Below are 20,000 nucleotides of genomic sequence, written 5' to 3'. Positions count from 1 at the left end.
GGAATACTGAATTATTAGGGGCATGAGCTCTACGCCGCATGCCGGTACCGTTGAAATCTTCAAGGCCCGAACGAACACCTGGTTCGCCTGGCTGTCCTGGTCGGTTGCGGCGCTGGGCATCGTGGTCACGGTGATCACTGCCGGGCCGGCGGCCCTGGCCGGAACGGCTCCGCTGCTGCTGATCGCGTTCCTTGGCTGGCAGCTGTTCTGGATGCCCGCCGTCGTGGTCCACGACCACGGGGTCACGCTGGAGAACCCGTTCCGCTCCGTGGTGGTGCCCTGGGAAGCGCTGGTGCATGTCGACACCCGCTTTGCCCTCACCCTGGTCACGGCGCACAAGAGCTACGCGGCCTGGGCAGCGCCCGCGCCCGGAATCTGGGGCGGGCGCAACGCCCAGCCGGAGGACCTCAGGGGCCTGCCCGCAACTAGCTACGGTCCCGGCCAGTCCGTGCGCCCCGGGGATCTCAAGACCACCGATTCCGGTCAGGCAGCCCGGATCGTACGGACCCGCTGGCAGGACCTGGTGGAAAGCGGCGCGCTTGCCGCCGGTGACGCCGCCGCCACCGCGGTGAAGGTGACGTACCGCTGGGCGGCGGCTGCCGCCGTCGTACTGTTGCTGGCGGCCAGCTACTGGACGGTCGCCGCCCGGTAGCTCGGCCGTGCAGGCACTGCGGGGCGTGGGCACCTAGTCGTCCTTGGTTCCGTCGAACGCGGTGACAGGTGTCGGCTCGAGCGGATGTCCGGCGTCCTTGGCCTTCTTGGCGTTGAATTTCTTCTGCCGCGGATCGAACGCGTCCCGCAGGCCGTCACCGATGAAGTTGATGCTCAGGCAGATCAGGACGATGAAGAGGCCGGGGTACCAGAACAGCCAGGGCCGGGTAGCAAAAGCCTCCTGGTTCTGCGAAATGAGCAACCCCAGCGACGTGTCCGGAGCCTTCACGCCGACGCCGAGGTAGCTCAGTGCCGTCTCGGTGAGGATCGCGGCGGACATGGTCAGCGTGATGTTGACAATCAACACGCCGACGGCGTTGGGCAGGATGTGCTTGAAGATGATCCTGGCGTTGCTGGCGCCCGAGATCCGTGCCGCGTCCACGAACTCGCGTTCACGCAGCGAGAGGAACTCCCCACGCATCAGGCGGGCGAGTCCCACCCATGTGATCAGGCCGAGGAAGATGCCCAGCGCGAGGATGCCGTTGTTGCTGGCGAAGGAGGAGAACCAGCCGCCGGAGTCCCGCCGGCCGGCCATCTGTGCCATCACGGCGGCGAGCAGCAGGCCCGGGATGATGATGATGACGTCGGTGAGGCGCATCAGCACCGCTTCGGTCCAGCCGCGGAAGTACCCGGACAGCGCCCCGACCACGACGCCGATAAAGCCGGCGATGAGGCCGATCACCACCATGACGGTGATGGACTGCTGGGCGCCGCGCATGGTCATGGCGAAGAGGTCACGGCCGATGCGGTCCTGGCCGAAGGGGTGTTCGCCCCAGGCCAGCGGCCACAGCGAAGCCGTGGGCACGCCGTCGTTGACCAGAGGGGCAACCTCGTCGTGGCTGTATTTCCACCAGCCGGGGATGCCCCAGTAGCCCACGGACGTGAATGCCATTACAAAGATGATGGCGAAAACGACGAGTCCGATGATGGCGCCGGTGTGGCCCAGGAACCGTTTCCGGACAATCTGCCCCTGGCTCAGGCCCTTGGCTTCGAGGACCGGCTCGATGCCTGCCGCGGACTGCGGCAGCCCCGCGTCTTCTGCCACGATCTCGTCCTGCTGACTTGGCTGGCTCATGCTTTTACCCTTACGCGTGGATCAAGTGCGGAGTACGCAAGGTCCGCAATGAGGTTGAAACCCATGGCCGTGATGGCCACACAGAGGAAGACGCCCATCACCGGGTTGGGATCGACGTGCGTGATGCCGTCGAGGAACAGGAAGCCCATGCCGCGGACGGAGAAGACGGTTTCGGTGATGACGGCGCCGCCGATCAGCGCGCCGATGTCGAAGGCAACGATCGTGGCGATCGGGATCAGCGCGTTGCGGAAGGCATGGCGCATCACCACGGTCCGTTCCGACAGGCCCTTGGCCCGGGCGGTCCGGATGTAGTCCATGTTCATGATTTCCAGCATCGAGGCGCGGGTGAACCGGGTGTATCCGGCCAGCGAAATCAGGATGAGTGCGATGGTCGGAAGGATCAGGTGCGTGAAGGAGTCCAGGCTCAGGGTCCAGAAGTCGCCTTCGATGTTCGGGGTGCTGGCGCCGATGGTGGCAATGGGGCGGCCGCGGACCCGGCTGTTGTTGAAGTACTCGGGCCACGCCTGCATAAAACGGTCCAGCAGGATCAGGAACCCCACCAGGAACGAGGTGAGCGCGGCAGCCCGCATGGACTGGCCGCGGTCGTAGCCGCCCATCAGGTAGCCAATGCCCATCCCGACGAGGACCGCCGCGATCGCGAGGAGCACGATCATCAGGAACGTCGCTTGATCGAGCAACGGCTGGATGACGAAGTAGACAACCAGCCCGACGCCGACGGCGATCAGCGCCGACTGCAGCGCCTTGCGGTTCTTGAGGCCTGCCGAGAGCAGCGTCACGGCGAACGCAATCCCGACGCCGGCGATCGCAATGACCAGCGGGCCCAGCCCGGGGTTCTTGAACCACTCGGTGGCGGAGAAGTACATCAGCACGGCCGCGGCAAACAGGAACACGACGCCGCCGATGAGCAGCCTGCGTTTCATCTCGCCGCCGACCGTCACGGCCGCCAGCACACCGATGACGGCGCCGATGACGAGGGCTGCCGGTATGGGTATCTCAGGATTCCTGAGGAAGTTGTTGAACCCGATGGCGCCGAACTCCTTCAGGAGGACCGCAACCCAGAAGATCGGGAGGGAGAAGAACAGGAAGGCCATGAAGGTCACGCCGTAGTCCAGCGTGCTGTACTGGCGCAGTGCCGTGATGATGCCGAGCGTGATGCCGATCAGGATCGCCAGCACGGTGGCCCCGGTGACCAGGGTCAGTGTCTGGACCAGTGCGTGCCCGAGGGCGTCGGTAATGGGCTGGCCGGCGATGTTCTTGCCCAGGTCACACGAGTTGGCGAACGGGATGAGGCATTGCGCCGCACCGCCGAGCCAGTGGAAATACCGGATGGGTGCTGGTGTGTCCAGCTGCAGCAACTCGGTGCGTGCTTCCATCAGTTGCTGTTTGTTGGGAGCGCTGCTGGCGCGGAATTCCTCGAGGGGGTCGCCTGACGCCGCTGTCAGGAGATACACCAGAAAGGATGCACCAAGAAGTATGAGGGCGGCAGTGATAAGCCGCCGGACTATGTAGGTCACCATTGGAATAGAACCTCGGTATTCGGGCCCAGGGGTTGCCCGGACCGGTCGCAGAGTTTGGCCGTTTCCCGCGATGGCGGGGCGGGCCCGCCATCATGAGGGGGTTCGCTAGAAAGGCGCCGGGACCAAATTGCCCGGTCCCGACGCCTTTAGCTAGCAAGTGTCACTTGCGGTCGTCGGCTACTTCTGTGCCCACTCCCAGAAGTTCCACCAGACACCGGTCTGGTTCGGCATGTACTTCACGCCGGTGATGCGGTCGCTGTAAGCGTCCACGCCGACTGCCTGGAACAGCGGAAGGCCGTAAGAGGAAGCCCAGATCTTCTGGTCGATCTGCTTGATGAGCTCATCCTGCTTGGTCTTGTCCGTGGTGACAATCAGTTCATCCATGAGCTTGTCGGCTTCCGGATCGCTGAACTGGTTGAAGTTGGAGTCGTTGCCCGACTTGAAGATCTGCGGAACGCCGGAGACGCCGACACCCGAGTTGATCCAGCCGAAGATGGTGGCATCGTAGGAGCCGTCACCGAGGGCCTTGCCCCAGTCCGACTTGCCCAGGCCGCCGTCGACGATCTTGAAGCCTGCCTTGGTGGCGGACTCGCTGATCAGTGCGAACGCGTCGGCACGGTTGGGGTTGTCCTTGTTGTACATGATGCGGACTTCAGGCGTGGCACCGTTGAGGAGCTTCTTTGCACCTTCGATGTCGACATCCTGGTAGGCCGAGGAGCCGTTGTCCTTGACGGACTCGGTGTACAGGGCCTGGTCCGGCACGAACAGCTGGGAATCGAGCGGCTTGGCCTCCGGGTCCAGCTTCTTGACGATCTTGTCAACGATGTCCTTGCGCGGGACGCTCTTCATGAACGCTTCGCGGACATTCTTCTCGGCAAATACACCGGAGAAGTTGAGGTCGATGTGGTCGTAGGACAGCTGGTTTCCGACCTCGACCGTAACGCCCTGGCTTTCGAGGGCCTTGAGCTGCTCCACCGTGTCAGCCGATGCCTGCGGTGCGATGATGTCGGCTTCGCCGTTCTTAAGCGCCTGAACCTGGGCGGGAGCGGAACCGATGTAGCGGACCGTGATCTCGTCCAGCATGGCTTCCGGACCCCAGTTGTAGTCCTTGTTCTTGACCATGGTCAGGGACTGGTCCTGGTTGACACCCTTGACGATGTAGGGGCCGTTGGAGAGGTACAGGTTGGGATCGGCCGGCAGGGTCTTGGAATCGAAGCCGGTGTTCCACATGTCCGCCATGGCCTTCAGCTGCGCGTTGGCGGGCTTGGGTGCCTTGGCATCGCCGCGGGGCATGCCCTTGACCAGGTCGACGAATGCCTTGGCATCCGCCAGTCCGGCCTTCTTGGCCAGGACGTGGGCCGGGATGTCGATGCCGGGGCCGCCAATGGCGATTTCCCAGTCAGCAAACGGCTTGGAGTACTTCAACGTCATGGAGCGGCCGTCTTCGCCGAGCTCCGGGAAGTCCGTCAGGGCGATGCCCGTGGGGTCGCCGGCGTAGGAGAAGTAGGACGTTCCGGTCTTGGCCTCTGCGTTGGCATCGTCGTAGTAGCCGGAGAAGGCGGCCCACTGCAGCACGAGGTCGGCTGCGGTAACGGGAGTACCGTCCGACCACTTCACGCCGTCGTTGATGGTGTACTTGACCGTCAACGGGTTGTCCGAGACCTTTTCCATCTTGCCGAACTTTTCGTTGCGTACAACGTTCAGCTTATTGTCGATGTAGAAGAAACCCGAGTGGGTGGCGTAGCTGATCTTCGAGTTGATGTCGGTGTTGCCGTCCGCCGTGTTGGGGTTAAACGTGTTGAACGCGTTCACCTCCACGACTGTTGCAGATCCGCCTGATTTGCTTGCTGCCGCAGCAGTCGACGGGGATGACCCGCCACTGGTGCCAGCGCAGGCGCTGAGGGCGAGGGCAGCTGCTGCTGCCACGCCCACTGCTTTGGAAATACGACCGAAGCGCATTCCGCCTCCTTGTTTCTGTGGTGTGGTTGAGACCGAGGCCGTAGGCACCGGGCAGACGTCCACACTCCCCCAGCGGCAGTGTGGTGCGTCTCACATGGGATGTAGCGTAAACCTCAAAATCAGCGCGAAGCGACGAAAGTTGACCAACTGTAAAGTTCGTTACAGAGCTGCAACATTCGGCTGCGATTGCCCTGCAGAATTCCGCCGGGGGTATTGACGGAGCGGCGGCTCCGCGCTAATCTCCCCGGACACAGGAAAAGCCCCGATGTAGAAATCGGGGCTTCTCGAGTTAATCCTTAATTACTTGATGACATCATCAAGCCCTCAGACGTTGAAGCGGAACTCCACGACGTCGCCGTCGGCCATGACATATTCCTTGCCTTCAATGCGGACCTTGCCGCGGGACTTCGCCTCGGCCATGGATCCGGCCTCGATGAGGTCGTCGAAGGAGACAACTTCGGCCTTGATGAAGCCGCGCTGGAAATCGGAGTGGATCACGCCGGCGGCCTGCGGTGCGGTGTCACCCCGGTGGATGGTCCAGGCCCGTGTCTCCTTGGGTCCTGCGGTGAGGTAGGTCTGCAGCCCGAGGGTGTGGAAACCGACGCGGGCCAGCTGGTCCAGGCCGGATTCGTCCTGCCCGTTCATTTCCAGCATTTCGCGGGCCTCTTCCTCGTCGAGCTCGACAAGGTCGGATTCGAGCTTGGCGTCGAGGAAGATCGCGTCTGCCGGCGCCACCATGGCCCGCAGTTCCGCCTGCTTCTCCGGGTTTCCGAGGATGCCTTCGTCCGCGTTGAAGACGTAGATAAACGGCTTGGCGGTCAGGAGGCCGAGCTCCTTGAGGTGCTCCATCTCCAGCTTGTCGCTCTTGATCGAGGAGAAGATGGTGTCGCCGCGTTCCAGCACGGTTTGGGCCGCCTTGATGGCAGCCAGCTCTGCGGCTTCCCGCTTCTTGATTTTGACTTCCTTTTCGATCCGCGGAATCGCGTTTTCGATCGTCTGGAGGTCGGCCAGGATCAGTTCGGTGTTGATGGTCTCCATGTCGGAGCCGGGATCCACTTTGCCGTCGACGTGGATGACGTCGGGATCATCGAACACGCGGACAACCTGGGCGATGGCCTCGGCCTCGCGGATGTTGGCGAGGAACTTGTTGCCCAGGCCTTCACCCTCCGACGCGCCCTTCACTATCCCGGCAATGTCCACGAAAGACACCGGCGCGGGCAGCAGCCGCTGGGAGCCGAAGACGGCGGCCAGCTTGGCGAGCCGCGGGTCCGGCAGGTTGACGACGCCGACGTTGGGCTCGATCGTGGCGAACGGGTAGTTCGCTGCGAGCACCTGGTTGCGGGTCAGTGCGTTGAAAAGAGTTGATTTGCCGACGTTGGGCAGTCCGACGATGCCAATAGTAAGAGCCACGAGTACTAATTCTACCCGCTGTGGCCGGGGACCCTGTGACGGCCCGGGATCGCTGTCCGCAGGGCGCCGGCCGGAAACTGTCGCAGGGGCGTGCCAAAGTGAAGGCATGGAAGCTTTTGCATTGATTCTTGCCCTGCTCATGCTGCTCGTCGGCGCCGTCGCCGGCGCCGCGGTGGTCTACGTGTTGCTCCGGCGCCGCTCACTTGCCGTGGAGCAGGACTTCGACGCCGTCTCCGCCCGGCTCTCCGAGGTCAGTGCCCAGTTCGCGGCAGCCGACGCCGAGAGGCGCCTGCTGGCCGCGCAGAACCGCGACCTGGGCGAATCCCGGAACCAGGACGGCAGTGTGCTGCGGGCGCTGGCGCCGGTGGCGGAAAAACTCACTGCGGTCCAGCAGCAGGTGTCCCTGCTGGAGCGCGACCGGCTGGAGCAGTACGGCCAGCTTGCCCAGCAGCTGCAGGAAGCCCGGCTGTCCGACGAACAGCTCCTGCGCTCCACGCACGCGCTGGAATCGGCTCTTCGGTCCAACAGCGCCCGGGGCCAGTGGGGGGAAGTCCAGTTGCGCCGCGTGGTCGAGGCCGCCGGGATGCTGCGCCATGTCGATTTCCACGAACAAGTTCACAGCGGGCAGCAACACGGCTCAGCGGCGGAGACGAGTGTCCGGCCCGACCTCGTCGTGCAGCTGCCCGGCGGAAAGCAGCTGGTGGTTGACGCCAAAGTACCGCTCACGTCCTACCTCGCGGCGCAGGAACTTGGGGCGTCCGCCGGCGGTCAGCAGCACGCGCAGTTCCTGGGCGGCCAGCAGACCCATCTGCTGGCCCACGCCAAGGCCCTGAAGGCCCACGTGGATGCGCTGAGCGGCAAGAAATACTGGGACATCCCGGGCAACTCCCCCGAACTTGTGGTGTGCTTCCTGCCGGCCGAGTCGATCCTGGCCGCCGCACTGTCCGCGGACCCGGCGCTGCTGGACTATTCCCTGTCCAGGAATGTCGTGCTGGCGTCCCCCTCCACGCTGCTGGCGGTCCTGAAGTCCGTCGCTTTCACCTGGCGCCAGGACGTGCTGACGGACAGCGCGCGGGAGCTCTTCGAACTCGCCCACCAGCTCTATGAGCGGATGGGGACGCTCGGCGAGAACGTCACCAAGCTCGGCGCCTCCCTCAAAACGTCCGTGGACCGCTACAACTCCATGGTGGGGACGCTGGAGGCCCGGGTGCTGCCGACGGCACGGAAGCTCAACGCACTGGACGCGGCCGGTCTGACGACGCCCGCAGCCGTGGAGGCGACGCCGCGGTCCGTGGCGGCCCCGGAACTCCAGCCCGGAAGCGGGCCGGAGGCCGGGTCCGGCGGCCGGGCGACGGAGGGATCGCTGAATGATGCCCGCGACGACGAAGACCGGGAGTCCGCAGCCTAAGACACGGCCGCGGAAAAGAACTCCTAGGAAGTCTGTGAGGGCCGTGTCCCGCGGCCGCCGAGGGCGCGGGACACGTCGCCGGCCTGCTTCAGCGTGGCGCGAAGCTCCTTCGGCAGCGAGAACAGCAGGTCCTCCTCGGCTGTGACGACTTCCTCGACCGAGCCGTAGCCGTAGTCGGCGAGCAGGCGCAGGACGTCCTTGACCAGGACTTCCGGCACCGAGGCACCCGAGGTCACGCCGACAGTGGCCACTCCCTCAAACCAGGCCTCGTCCACCTCGTTGGCGAAGTCCACACGGTAGGAGGCCTTGGCTCCGTACTCCAGCGCCACCTCCACGAGGCGGACAGAGTTCGACGAGTTGGCCGATCCGACCACGATCACGAGGTCGGCCTGCGGTGAGATTTTCTTGATGGCCACCTGGCGGTTGGTGGTGGCGTAGCAGATGTCATCGCTAGGCGGGTCCTGCAGGGTGGGGAAACGTTCCTTGAGGAGCCGGACCGTTTCCATGGTTTCGTCCACGCTGAGGGTGGTCTGGGAAAGCCAGATCACCTTCTCCGGGTCTCGGACGGTGACCTTGTCCACCTCGTGCGGGCCGTTGATGATCTGGATGTGTTCGGGGGCCTCCCCCGCGGTTCCTTCGACTTCCTCGTGGCCGTCATGGCCGATCAGCAGGATGTCGAAGTCGTCCTTCGCGAAGCGCACCGCCTCTTTGTGCACCTTTGTCACGAGCGGGCACGTGGCGTCGATGGTCCGCAGCCCCCGGTCCTCGGCGGACTGGACCACGGCCGGCGACACACCGTGGGCGGAAAAGATCACCAGGGCGCCCTCGGGGACCTCGTCAGTCTCGTCAACGAAGATGGCGCCCTTTTCCTCAAGGGAACTGACCACATGAACGTTGTGGACGATCTGCTTGCGGACGTAGACCGGCGGACCGTAGTGCTCCAGCGCTTTTTCCACCGCAATGACCGCCCGGTCGACGCCGGCGCAGTAGCCGCGCGGGGCAGCGAGCAGGACCCTTTTCGGGCCGTCGACGGGGGCTGCAGCCAGGACTTCCTCCGGCGTACGCCGCCGGCGCGGAACGGTGGGCATCGGAATGGAAACAGCAGTGGAGGTCATGCCCCAATGCTACCGGTGTTGAGCGGGCCGCCGGTGTGGGGGCCTCAGGCGCGGCGGCGCACGCCGGCGACGCGCAGGACGAGTCCGGCTGCCAGCAGGACACCGCCAACCACGGCCGCCGCCACGATCCATTGCCCGAAACTCGAACTGGCCGCGCCGACAAACTCACTCTTGAAGATCTCGGCGACTTCGTTGCCGCTGGACGTTCCGGTCACCGCGGCCGCGACGGCGTCGGCAGCCAGCTTCCAGGCTCCGGCCAGCACCATCGTTCCCAGCCCGATGCCGGCCAGGACAGTCCAGCGCCGCCGGGCGGCCACGAAGGCCAGGGCGAACGCGATCAGCGCACCGACAGCCACGGCGTAGCCCATTGGCGCGAAGGCGGCCACCCGGTCGAGGACCTGCCGGTGTTCGGGCTGCCCGATGGCAATCAGCAGCTGGTCCGGGGCCTCCAGCGGCAGGGTCGTGGCATCCGCTACCTGCTTGGCCACGAGGCCGACGAGGGGCGCGAGGTCCAGGGTCAGCGAGGTGGCGCCGTCGGCCTCGGCCGGTAGCGTCGCAGGGTCGGCGAAGTTCAGCCGGTGACTTTTGCGCAGTGTTTCGGTCCAGGCATCGGGATAGCCGGGCATGGCCGTCAGGGACTGGGCAGCGCTTTCCAGGACGGGTGTGACGAGTCCCCTGAGCGCGCCGGGGATTTGCTCCGCACCGAGACTTCCGACGGCGGCCCCGGCCAGCCGCTGCTGGAACACCGGGTCCTTGCCCAGCGGCGCGGTGAACGCCACAAAACCATCCTCCTGGACCAGATTCCTGTCCACCCACATGGCCGGAACGGCAACGGCTGCCAGGACAAGCCCGATGAGTACAGCTACGGCCGAGACAAAAGTGCGCACAAGAATTCCTAGGAGGTTGTTGGGTAGTGCCATCCTACGGGGGCGGCCTGTGGATCAATAAAGTCGGAGCCCGATGATAGAGCTATGGATAGAGTTGAAACTGACAAGTTCGAGCTGTCTGCCGGTGGCCCTCCTGGACGCGCAATCACTGAGGGGTGTACCTGCTGACAGCCCCGCCCCGGCAAAGGACAACCACCCATATGCACAAGTCCACCTCCGCCCTGGAGTCCCGGCATGTCTGAGGACCTCGCGGCAGCCACAACCGTGCCGGCCACGGCGGCGGAAACCAGCCCGGACAACCCGTGGCCGCTGCAGCTGCTGTCCCAAAAACTCAAGATGCACATCGACCGCGCACCGTCCGCGTGGGTCGAGGGCCAGGTCATCGAAATGAACCGGCGGGGCACCAACGCCTACCTGACACTGCGGGACATCGACGCGGAGATCTCCCTCCCGGCCTCCGTCTGGACCAATGTCCTGGACCGGCAGGAAATCCCGCTGGAACGCGGTTCCAGAGTCGTGGCCCTGCTCAAGGCCGAGATGTGGCTGAAGACGGGACGGCTGAACATGTCCGTTAAGGACATCCGGCCGGTGGGCCTGGGAGATCTGCTCGCCAGGATCGAGCGGCTGCGCCACGCCCTCGCTGCGGAAGGGCTGTTCTCCGACGCCCGCAAGAAGCGCCTGCCCCTGCTCCCCCACCGGATCGGCCTGATCACCGGCCGCGATTCGGATGCCAAGAAGGACGTGCTGCGCAACGCGGCCCTTCGCTGGCCCGCCGTCGAATTCGACGTCCGCGAGGTGGCCGTCCAGGGCAACACCGCCGTCGCGCAGGTCATTGCTGCCTTGCGCGAGCTGGATGCAGACCCCCACGTGGACGTGATTGTCATCGCCCGCGGCGGCGGTGCCCTGGAAGACCTGCTGCCGTTCAGCAACGAAGAACTCATCCGTGCCGTGTCCGCCGCCTCCACTCCGGTGGTGAGTGCGATCGGCCACGAGGCCGACCGGCCCATCCTTGACGATGTCGCGGACCTGCGCGCCTCCACGCCCACGGATGCCGCCAAGCGGATCGTCCCGGACGTTGCGGAAGAGCTTGTCCGCGTCCGGCAGGCCCGGGACCATCTGCGCCGCGGCGCCACCCGGCTGGTCGAGCGCGAAACGGACCGCCTGGCCTCGCTGCGCTCCCGCCCCGTCCTGGCCTCCCCGGAGGCTATGGTCAGCCACCGGCACGACGACGTCGAACGGCTCAAGGGCCGCTCCCAGGCGGCAGTCACCGCCGCTGTCGTCCGGGCCGCCGACCAACTGGTCCATCTCAAGGCGCAGGTCCGGGCCCTGTCGCCGCAAAAGACCCTGGACCGCGGATACGCTGTGGTCCAGCTGGCCGACGCCGGGTCGGCGCCCGGGGTCCGCCGGGACGTCGTGCGGCACCCCGACCAGGCGCCGTCGGGCACCCCGCTGACGGTCCGCGTGGCCGGGGGCCGGTTCACCGCGGAGTCGACCGGCGGCCAGGAACCGGCAGAAGACTAAATACCACCCGAACGATCCGTCCTGTGGGACGCACAGCAAGGAGCACCACGCCATGGCAGTAGAAACCACGCCCAACGCCGACATCGAGGGACTGAGTTACGAGGAGGCCCGCGAGCAGCTCATCGGAGTTGTCAGCAGGCTCGAAGCCGGCGGGGCGAGCCTGGAGGAGTCGCTGGCGCTCTGGGAACGCGGCGAGGCGCTGGCCAAACGCTGCGAACAGTGGCTCGAAGGCGCCCGCAAGCGGCTCGCCGCGGCGCGGGACCAGCCCGCGCAGGACGGCTAGCCGCACCCAGCCGGCCCGCAGGCTGCCCGGTTAGCCAGTCAGGACCGCTCCACCAGTTCCCGTTCCGTCGCAACGTCGAGATCCGGGACCGGCCACTTCAGCTTGAAGCCTTCCAGCGCGTCCAGCAGCAATTGCTGGACGGCGATCCGGGCATACCACTTCTTGTTCGCCGGGACGACGTACCACGGGGCTGTCTCGGTACCCGTCTTCTCGAAAGCCTTCTGGTAGGCGTCCATGTAGTCGCCCCAGAACGCGCGTTCCTTGAGATCATTGCTGCTGTACTTCCAGAGCTTGGACGGCTCGTCGAGGCGGGCCAGCAGCCGGTCCTTCTGCTCGTCCCGGCTGATGTTCAACATGACCTTGACGATCTTCGTTCCGGCGGCCGCCTGCCGGGCCTCGAACTCGTTGATGGCGATGTACCGGCGTTCGAGTTCCTCGGGGCTCGCCCAGCGGTGGACCCGGTGGATCAGCACGTCCTCGTAGTGGGACCGGTCAAAAACACCCACCATTCCGGCCGAAGGCACTTCCTTCTCGATCCGCCAGAGGAAATCGTAGGATTTCTCCTCCGGAGTCGGCGCTTTGAAGGACTTCATCTGGACCCCCTGCGGGTTCATGGCCCCCATGACGTGGGTCACGATCCCGCCTTTGCCGGCAGTGTCCATTGCCTGGAGGATGAGCAGCACGCGCTTGGTGCCCCCGAAGCGGGACTCTGCGAACAGCTGCTCCTGGAGCTGCGCGAGGTTGTCATCCAGGTCGGCCAGCAGCGCCTCGCCGTCGGACTTGTCCCCCGGGTAGCCCGGCGTGGCGTCCGGATCCGCATCCTTCAGTTTGAAGCCTTTGCCCACCATCAGGGTCTCGGCGGGGTGCTCCTTGAATCCCACGATGTCTGCCATGACAAGCCTCTTTCCGGTTCGGGCAGCCGCCGTTCAACCCCGGACGACTGCCCGTGCCGCGCTGCTGAGCCCTAGGCTAGTTCCCCTTGTACCGGCTCAGGAAGTCCGCCATGCGGTTGATTGCCTCTTCGAGGTCCTTGACCAGCGGCAGGGTGACCATCCGGAAGTGGTCCGGGCGGACCCAGTTGAAGGCGCGGCCGTGCGAGACGAGGATCTTCTGTTCGCGGAGCAGGTCCAGGACGAATTTCTCGTCGTCGCGGATGTGGTAGACCTCGGGATCGAGCTTCGGGAAGAGGTACATGGCGCCCCGGGCCTGCTGGGTGCTGACCCCGGGAATGGCGTTGAGCATGTCATAGGCCTTGTTCCGCTGCTCGAGCAGGCGCCCGCCGGGCAGGATCAGGTCGTTGATGCTCTGGTACCCGCCGAGAGCCGTCTGGATCGCGTGCTGGGCCGGGACGTTGGCACACAGGCGCATGTTCGCGAGCAGGCTGATGCCCTCGAGATAGTCCGCGGCGTCCTTTTTAGGCCCCGAAATGGCCATCCACCCGGCCCGGTAGCCGCACACGCGGTAAGCCTTGGACAAGCCGCTGAACGTGAGGCACAGAACGTCGTCGCCGGTCAGGGCGGCCATGTTCACATGGACGGCGTCCTCGTAGAGGATCTTCTCGTAGATCTCGTCGGCGAAGAGGACCAGCCCGTGTTTCTCGGCCAGGGCGACGATCTTCTTGAGCGTTTCCTCCGGGTACACCGCACCGGTGGGGTTGTTCGGGTTGATCACCACGATGCCCTTGGTGCGCGGAGTGATCTTGGCTTCGAGGTCCTCGAGGTCCGGCTGCCAGCCCGAGTCCTCATCGCAGAGGTAGTGCACGGGACGGCCACCGGCGAGGGCCACGGAGGCGGTCCACAGCGGATAGTCGGGGGTGGGGATCAGGACCTCGTCGCCGTCGTCGAGCAGCGCCATGAGGGACATCGTGATGAGCTCGCTGACGCCGTTGCCCAGGTAGATGTCATCGACGTGGATGTTCTGGATGCCGCGGGTCTGGTAGTACTGCGAGACGGCCGTCCGGGCGGAGAAAATGCCGCGGGAATCGCTGTAGCCCTGGGCATGGGGCAGGTGGCGGATCATGTCCACCAGAATCGCGTCCGGCGCTTCAAACCCGAAGGGGGCGGGGTTGCCGATGTTCAGTTTGAGGATGCGGTGACCCTCTGCCTCCATCTGCTGGGCGGCCTGAAGGATCGGTCCACGGATGTCGTAAAGGACATTATGAAGCTTGGTGGACTGCTTGAATTCTGCCATCCATCAAATATGCCATATGGCGGATGTACTTCCGTTGAGATGTGTCTCACAGCGGGGTTCCGCCGTCACAGGCGGGAAACGCACGACGGCGGCTGCCGGGGCTCCCCCGGTAACCCGAGGAATCCGGCAGCCGCCGTCGAACGTCAGAAGGTCCGTTGAGGAACTGCTACTGGACCAGTCCCTTTTCCTTGAGCCAGGCGGCCGCAGCATCCTTGGGATTCTGCTTCTGGCTGCCGCTGACCGCGCGGTTGAGGTTAATGAGGTCCTCTGTGGTCAGCACCTTGGACACGGCGTTCAGGGTTTCCTTCGCCTTGTCGGTCATCTTGGCCGAGTTGTACAGCGGAAGGACCTGCTGGGCGATGAAGTTGTTCTTCGGGTCCTCCAACACCACCAGGTCGTTGTCCGCGATGGACGGGGTGGTGGTGTAGATGTCGGCCACCTGGACCTGGTCGGAGAGCAGGGCCTTGAGCGTGACGGCCCCGCCGCCGTCGCTGAACGGCTCCAACTTCTTGGGCACGCAGTTGTAGTTCTTCTTCAGGCCCGGCAGGCCGTAGGCGCGCTCGGCGAAGGTCGCCGGTGCGCCCACCACGAATTCGCTGCAGACCTTCGCCATGTCTTCGATCGACTTCAGCTGGTGCTTCTCTGCCGTGGCCTTGGTGACCACCATGGCGTCCTTGTCTTCGGCCTTGGAGGCCTCCAGCACGGCCAGTCCCTCGGGCAGCTTGCCCGGCAGGGCCTTGTAGATGTCCTCCGCCGAGACCTCGGTGGCGTCCGGGCTGACGTGCAGCAGGAGGTTTCCGCTGTAGTCCGGGATGATGTCCACCGACCCGTCCTGGACGGCCTTGAAGTAGACCTCGCGGGAACCGATGTTCGGCTTGGTGCTCGCGGTGACACCGGCACCGTTGAGCGCCCCGGCATAGACCTCGGCGATGATCTGGCTCTCCGGGAAATCGGCGGAACCGATCACCAGGGCCGAACCCGAACCGGAGGTGGCCCCGCCCGTCGCCGGTGCGGTTGAGAGCGGATCGGATGATCCTGCGCAGGCGGACAGTGCCATGGCCAGGCCGACGCCGGCGGCCAGGCCGCCGATTGCGCGCCTGCCGAGTGCTCGTTGGCGGGTTTCCTTCATGACGTACCTCCTTGGACAACAGTCCCCGCGGGTACGGGGTCTGTGAGATCAACCGCAGCCTGCTGGCTCCGGTCTGGCTGTGACGAGGCGCCCCGGGACAGGAACAGCCTCTGAATGAGGGCGAGGACAAGGTCGACGGCGATGGCCAGGGCGGCGATGAGCAGCGACCCTCCCAGCATCTGGGGGAAATCGGACAGCACCAACCCGTCGAAGAGATACCGGCCGAGGCCGCCGAGGTTGATGTAGGCCACGACGGAGACCGTGGCGATGGCCTGCAGCACGCCGGTCCGGAACCCGCCGTACATCACGGGCAGTGCGTTGGGGAACTCTGCGCGGAACAGCACCTGGAGTTCCGTCATACCCATAGCCCGGGCGGCGTCGACGACATTCCGGTCCACGCTGGCGATGCCGGCGTAGGTGCCGGCCAGCAGGGGCGGGACGGTCAGGATGACGAGGGCCCAGATAGGGGGCATCAGCCCGATCCCGGCCAGCAGGACAAAGAGCGTGAGCAGGCCGAGGGTTGGCAGGGCCCGGAGGGCACCGGCGACGGCCACTGCGGCCACCCGCCCGCGGCCGGTGTGCCCCACGTACAGTCCGATCGGGACGGCGATGGCCGTGGCGATCGCCATCACCAGACCCGTGTAGAGCAGGTGCTCGGCCAGCCGGGTCGGGATTCCAGCGCTGCCGGACCAGTTCGTGGGATCGGTGAGCCAGGCAATGGTGTCCGTGACGACGTTGCTCATGCGGCACCTCCCGCGGTCTGTGAGTCGGAAAGCCGTAACGCCGCGGCAGCTGTGCCGGTCTTATCCTGGCCGGTCTTGTCCTGGCCGGTCTTGTCCTGGCCCGCACCTGGATCGGCGCTGCCGCCGGTGGACGCCGCGGCGCGGGTCCACGGGGTCAGCAGCCGCTCGAGCAGGACCAGGACGGCGTCCATCAGCAGCGCGAGGATAAGGATGGCGATGATGCCCACCACCACCTCGGTGACGAAATCACGCTGCAGACCCGAAGTGAAGAGCATGCCAAGGTTGCCGATGCCGAGCAGCGCCGCGACACTGACCAGCGAGATGTTGCTAACCGACACCACCCGCAACCCGGCGAAAAGCACCGGCAGGGACAGCGGCAGATCGATCTGCAGGAAGCGGGCGAACGGCTTGAACCCCATGGCCACGGCAGCCTGCCGGAGATCCTCGTCCACCGAGTCAAAAGCGTCCAGGGTGGCCCGCACCAACAGGGCAACGGCGTAAATGGTCAGGGCCACCACAACGTTGACCGGGTCCAGGATCCGGGTTCCAAGGACGGTCGGCAGGATGATGAACAGCGCCAGGGACGGGATGGTGTAGAGCAGCGAGGAAGCCGTCAGGACCACAGACCGGAGTCCCCGGTTCTGCCGGGCGACCTGGGCCAGAGGGACCGCAATGAGCACCCCGAACACCATCGGCAAGATGGCCAGGACCAGGTGCTGGCCCGCGAGGCTGAAGACCTGCGCGCTGTTGGCCAGGAACCATTCCATCAGAGCGCACCTTGGCGGAAGTGGCGGTCCGACTCGATCACGGCGAGGACTTCTTCGGCGATGATGACGCCGGCCACCCGGCCGTCCGCGTCCACTGCGACGCCGAGGCCCGAGGGTGAAGAGAGTGCCGCGTCGAGGGCGCGGCGGAGAGTGTCACCCTTCCGGAAGAGTGATCCGCCGGGAACCGTTGCGGTCCCCTTGCCCGGGCCAGACCAGCCCAGGGGCCGCAGGGCCTCGTCGACCACCAGTTGCCATTCGCCGGAAGCATTGCCTGGACGCTCAAGTTCTTCCGGGGTGATCGTCTGGACCGGGTGCACGGTGACGCCGTCGGACGTGCTGAAGGCGAGGTGCCGGAAACCGCGGTCCCGGCCCACGAAGGACGCCACAAAGTCGTTGGCCGGGGCGCGCAGGATTTCCTCCGGCGTCGCGTACTGGGCGAGTTTGCCGCCGAGGCCGAAGACTGCCACCTTGTCGCCGAGGACAGTGGCCTCGTCAATGTCGTGGGTGACGAAGACGATGGTCTTGGCCAGGTCCCGCTGGAGCCGGAGGAGTTCCTGCTGCAGTTCATCGCGGACCACAGGATCCACGGCGCTGAAGGGTTCATCCATGAGCAGCACGGGCGGGTCCGCGGCAAGCGCCCGGGCCACCCCCACGCGCTGTTGCTGGCCGCCGGACAGTTGTGAGGGGTACCGCTTGCCAAGGACGGAGGCCAGCCCGACGACGTCGAGCAGTTCCTGCGCGCGCTTCCGCGCCTCGGCCTTGCCCACGCCGTTGAGCCGGGGGACGGTGGCGATGTTGTCCAGCACGGAACGGTGCGGCATCAGCCCGGAGGACTGCATGACGTAGCCCATGGACCGGCGCAGCTTCGCCGCGGGCACCGAGGTGACGTCCTCGCCGCCCACGGTGATGGTTCCCGACGTCGGCTCCACCATGCGGTTGATCATTCGCAGCGAGGTGGTCTTGCCGCAGCCCGAAGGCCCGACAAAGACGGTGATGGCGCCTTTGTCTATGGACATGGTCAGCTCATCCACGGCAGGCTGCCCGCTCTGGTACTGCTTGGTGACGCTCTGGAACTCGATCATGGCTTCAGCCATTCCGGGCATACCTAACTGTTGGAGCCAACATCGGACCAGCCAACTGATCATAGACTCGCCGATTTTTTGCTGTAAAGCACGTAGAACTCAGCCTAGCCAGCCCAGCCGACAAAGTCAGGGACCTTATCAACAGCGCGGTGGCTGACACTGCAATTCGGTGCCACTCCGCAGGTGGATGGGTGCCGCGCGGAAATATTTCCCGGTGGCACCCATCCACCGCTCCGCGAGGGTCAGCGGCTCTGCCGGCCGCCTCCGGTTGCCCGGCCCCGGCCTTTGCCGCCCCGCTTGGCGCGCTGCCTTTCGACCTCCTCGTGGCTGTCCCGTTCGGCCGACCGCTGGCTCTTGCCCCCCGCCACTATTTTCTGGTGCCACTCCCGTGCGTAGGCGCGGCGGGCGGCCGAATCGTGCCGCCGGGCCAAGGCCGCGAGTTCGCGCTGGAGTTTCAAGTAGCTCGCCCAGCGGCGGTCATCCAGCCTGCCCTCCGCGATCGCGGCCTGCACGGCGCAGCCGGGCTCGCTGCCGTGCGCGCAGTCGGCGAACCGGCACTGCCCGAAGAGTTCCTCCAGATCGCCGAACATCTCCTCCATCCCGCCGTCGGCGTCGAACAACCCGAAGCCGCGCACCCCCGGGGTGTCCATTAGCACGGCGCCGCCCGGCAGGGGCACGAGTTCCCGGGACGTGGTGGTGTGTTTACCTTTTCCGTCGCCAGCCCGGACCGCCCCGGTTTCCTGGACATCGCCGCCGACGAGGGCGTTGATGAGGGTGGATTTCCCGGCCCCCGAGGGACCCAGCAAGACAAGGGTGCCGCCGGGCGGGAGATGCCCCAGCAGTTCATCGAGGCCGTCGCCTTGCTCGGCGGAGGTGGTCACCACCGCGACGCCGGCGGCCTGGAGGATCACCTTGCCGACGACGTCATCCGCGACGTCCGCGAGGTCCGCCTTGGTGATGATGACGAGCGGGGTGGCTCCGGAGTCCCAGGCCGCGACGAGGGTGCGCTCGAGCCGGTTGTGGGTCAGTGGACGGTCCACGGGCACCACGACGCCGACGATGTCCATGTTCGCGCCGAGGACCTGCGCCTCCGACGAGGCTTCGAAGGCACGCTTGCGGCTCAGTTCCGAATGGCGCGGCAGGATCCCCGTAATGGCAGGCTCCCCCGCGGTGTTGGATCCCAGCCAGACCCAGTCCCCTGTGGCGGGGAGCTCCCCGGCGCTGGGGTAGGGCAGGTGGAGTGTCGCATCGCGCGTGGCGACGAGGACCAGGTTGCGGTCCACGCGGATGACCCGTCCCGCGCCGGTGCCGCCCGGAATTGGATGGGCGGTGAAGCGTTCGGCGATGGCGGTGGTGAAACCGTAGCCGGCCGGACCTTCGGGAAAGTTGTTGGTGGTGTTGGTGGCGCCGTGAGCGCCCGGACGTGCAAGAGAACTAGTCAACGAAAACCCTTTGATGGGCCCCGGTGCACGTGCCGCGCTGCGGGTGGGATCTGGCAGCGGTTGTGCGGCTAGTTGGTGCTGATGGCCGGGGCAGGAATAATGACGTGGCTGATTTTGGTGCGCGTTGCGCCCAGGACTATTGCAGTCATCGTCTCCACCTCCCCGTTCCGCCGTCGTTCGCTGTGCCGTCTGCTGCCGGTTCCGCAGGGGCCTCCCCGCGGCTTTTTTAGAATAGCCGCGCCCGCCCGGCCTGGCTAGGGGATCCGTCAGGAAAGTTTGCCGTCCAGCGGCCGCTCCCGGTGGAGCCGGAGCGCGACGTCGACGAGCGAGACCTTGTTGAGCCCTTCGACGTCCTCCAGCGGGATCCAGGCCGCGTGCGTTGTGCTGCCGTCCACCTCGTGCCGCAGTTCCCCGCCGGTGATCCTTGCCTCGTAGATCAGCCGGAGGGACTGGAAATCGCGTTCTCCGCCGTCGATCCGGATTTCCGCGGGCCAGTGCCCGACGTCGATCCCCAGCATGGTGCCCACCTCGGCGTGGTATCCGGTTTCCTCATGGATTTCGCGGCGGCAGCCGTCGACCGGGTGCTCGCCCAGGTCCAGCCCGCCGCCCGGCAGGGTCCAGCCTTCCTTGCCGCCCTGCTTCCAGTACGCCAGCAGGATGGCGCCGTCGCGGATGATGACCGCGTAGGCAGCGGGACGGGTATCGAAGTTCAGGCTCATCCCTCCAGCGTAGTGGCCGGA

At 65.7% G+C, this 20,000-nt stretch carries 18 protein-coding genes; 4 read left to right on the top strand and 14 right to left on the bottom strand.

Going from position 1 to position 20,000, the window contains the following annotated elements; all coding sequences use genetic code 11:
- Nucleotides 1-22 precede the first annotated feature (22 nt).
- Nucleotides 23-652, top strand: a complete 630-nt coding sequence (locus ASE96_RS02700; protein WP_056425569.1) for a PH domain-containing protein — start codon at nt 23-25, stop codon at nt 650-652.
- Between the two features lie 33 nt (nt 653-685).
- Here the strand turns inward: ASE96_RS02700 and ASE96_RS02695 are convergent, their stop codons facing one another.
- The 4 genes from ASE96_RS02695 to ychF all read right to left on the bottom strand — a co-directional run bounded on the left by ASE96_RS02695 (nt 686) and on the right by ychF (nt 6,693).
- On the bottom strand, nt 686-1,786 hold the full coding sequence (locus tag ASE96_RS02695) for an ABC transporter permease (RefSeq protein ID WP_056425567.1): 1,101 nt from the start codon (nt 1,784-1,786) through the stop codon (nt 686-688).
- Nucleotides 1,783-3,324 (bottom strand): ABC transporter permease subunit, encoded by a 1,542-nt coding sequence (locus ASE96_RS02690; RefSeq protein WP_056425565.1) that lies wholly within the window; start codon nt 3,322-3,324, stop codon nt 1,783-1,785. The genes ASE96_RS02695 and ASE96_RS02690 overlap by 4 nt, the downstream gene beginning before the upstream one ends.
- A gap of 177 nt (nt 3,325-3,501) precedes the next feature.
- Complete coding sequence (locus ASE96_RS02685) at nt 3,502-5,283, bottom strand: ABC transporter family substrate-binding protein (RefSeq protein ID WP_056425562.1); 1,782 nt, start codon at nt 5,281-5,283, stop codon at nt 3,502-3,504.
- Nucleotides 5,284-5,607: 324 nt separating this feature from the next.
- Nucleotides 5,608-6,693, bottom strand: coding sequence for a redox-regulated ATPase YchF (gene ychF / locus ASE96_RS02680; RefSeq protein ID WP_056425558.1), 1,086 nt, complete (start codon nt 6,691-6,693; stop codon nt 5,608-5,610).
- A gap of 106 nt (nt 6,694-6,799) precedes the next feature.
- Here ychF and ASE96_RS02675 point away from each other — a divergent pair, with 106 nt between their 5' ends.
- Nucleotides 6,800-8,101 (top strand): DNA recombination protein RmuC, encoded by a 1,302-nt coding sequence (locus ASE96_RS02675; RefSeq protein WP_056425555.1) that lies wholly within the window; start codon nt 6,800-6,802, stop codon nt 8,099-8,101.
- 23 nt (nt 8,102-8,124) lie between these two features.
- On the opposite strand, the gene ASE96_RS02670 is transcribed toward ASE96_RS02675, so the two are convergent.
- Together ASE96_RS02670 and ASE96_RS02665 are read right to left on the bottom strand one after the other, a co-directional pair.
- Nucleotides 8,125-9,216: a 4-hydroxy-3-methylbut-2-enyl diphosphate reductase gene (locus ASE96_RS02670; RefSeq protein WP_056425552.1), complete on the bottom strand. Its 1,092-nt coding sequence runs from the start codon at nt 9,214-9,216 to the stop codon at nt 8,125-8,127.
- A 44-nt stretch (nt 9,217-9,260) separates the two neighbouring features.
- Nucleotides 9,261-10,103, bottom strand: coding sequence for a hypothetical protein (locus ASE96_RS02665; RefSeq protein WP_056425550.1), 843 nt, complete (start codon nt 10,101-10,103; stop codon nt 9,261-9,263).
- Nucleotides 10,104-10,337: 234 nt separating this feature from the next.
- Here ASE96_RS02665 and xseA point away from each other — a divergent pair, with 234 nt between their 5' ends.
- The gene (xseA, locus tag ASE96_RS02660; protein WP_056425547.1) at nt 10,338-11,624 is read left to right on the top strand and encodes an exodeoxyribonuclease VII large subunit; all 1,287 of its coding nucleotides are present in this window, start codon (nt 10,338-10,340) and stop codon (nt 11,622-11,624) included.
- A 52-nt stretch (nt 11,625-11,676) separates the two neighbouring features.
- Entirely contained in the window at nt 11,677-11,907 is a 231-nt protein-coding gene (locus ASE96_RS02655) for an exodeoxyribonuclease VII small subunit (RefSeq protein ID WP_056425544.1), read from the top strand.
- A 38-nt stretch (nt 11,908-11,945) separates the two neighbouring features.
- Here the strand turns inward: ASE96_RS02655 and ASE96_RS02650 are convergent, their stop codons facing one another.
- The 8 genes from ASE96_RS02650 to ASE96_RS02615 all read right to left on the bottom strand — a co-directional run bounded on the left by ASE96_RS02650 (nt 11,946) and on the right by ASE96_RS02615 (nt 19,979).
- Nucleotides 11,946-12,800: a polyphosphate kinase 2 family protein gene (locus ASE96_RS02650; protein ID WP_056425542.1), complete on the bottom strand. Its 855-nt coding sequence runs from the start codon at nt 12,798-12,800 to the stop codon at nt 11,946-11,948.
- Between the two features lie 76 nt (nt 12,801-12,876).
- Nucleotides 12,877-14,097, bottom strand: coding sequence for a pyridoxal phosphate-dependent aminotransferase (locus ASE96_RS02645; protein ID WP_056425540.1), 1,221 nt, complete (start codon nt 14,095-14,097; stop codon nt 12,877-12,879).
- Between the two features lie 166 nt (nt 14,098-14,263).
- Nucleotides 14,264-15,226 carry an ABC transporter substrate-binding protein gene (locus ASE96_RS02640; RefSeq protein WP_056425539.1) on the bottom strand — a complete coding sequence of 321 codons (963 nt, stop codon included), beginning with the start codon at nt 15,224-15,226 and terminating at the stop codon, nt 14,264-14,266.
- Entirely contained in the window at nt 15,223-15,969 is a 747-nt protein-coding gene (locus tag ASE96_RS02635; RefSeq protein WP_056425536.1) for an ABC transporter permease, read from the bottom strand. The genes ASE96_RS02640 and ASE96_RS02635 overlap by 4 nt, the downstream gene beginning before the upstream one ends.
- Nucleotides 15,966-16,736, bottom strand: coding sequence for an ABC transporter permease (locus tag ASE96_RS02630; RefSeq protein ID WP_056425534.1), 771 nt, complete (start codon nt 16,734-16,736; stop codon nt 15,966-15,968). The genes ASE96_RS02635 and ASE96_RS02630 overlap by 4 nt, the downstream gene beginning before the upstream one ends.
- A complete protein-coding gene (locus ASE96_RS02625; RefSeq protein WP_056425530.1) occupies nt 16,736-17,830 on the bottom strand; it encodes an ABC transporter ATP-binding protein in 1,095 nt (364 codons plus the stop codon). The genes ASE96_RS02630 and ASE96_RS02625 overlap by 1 nt, the downstream gene beginning before the upstream one ends.
- Before the next feature lie 230 nt (nt 17,831-18,060).
- Nucleotides 18,061-19,164 (bottom strand): ribosome small subunit-dependent GTPase A, encoded by a 1,104-nt coding sequence (gene rsgA, locus ASE96_RS02620; RefSeq protein WP_235500113.1) that lies wholly within the window; start codon nt 19,162-19,164, stop codon nt 18,061-18,063.
- A gap of 362 nt (nt 19,165-19,526) precedes the next feature.
- On the bottom strand, nt 19,527-19,979 hold the full coding sequence (locus ASE96_RS02615; protein ID WP_056425523.1) for an NUDIX hydrolase: 453 nt from the start codon (nt 19,977-19,979) through the stop codon (nt 19,527-19,529).
- Nucleotides 19,980-20,000: the final 21 nt, after the last annotated feature.

The sequence above is a fragment of the Arthrobacter sp. Leaf69 genome, from assembly GCF_001422645.1.
GTDB lineage: Bacteria > Actinomycetota > Actinomycetes > Actinomycetales > Micrococcaceae > Arthrobacter.
This window is presented reverse-complemented; position numbering and strand designations above follow the sequence as displayed.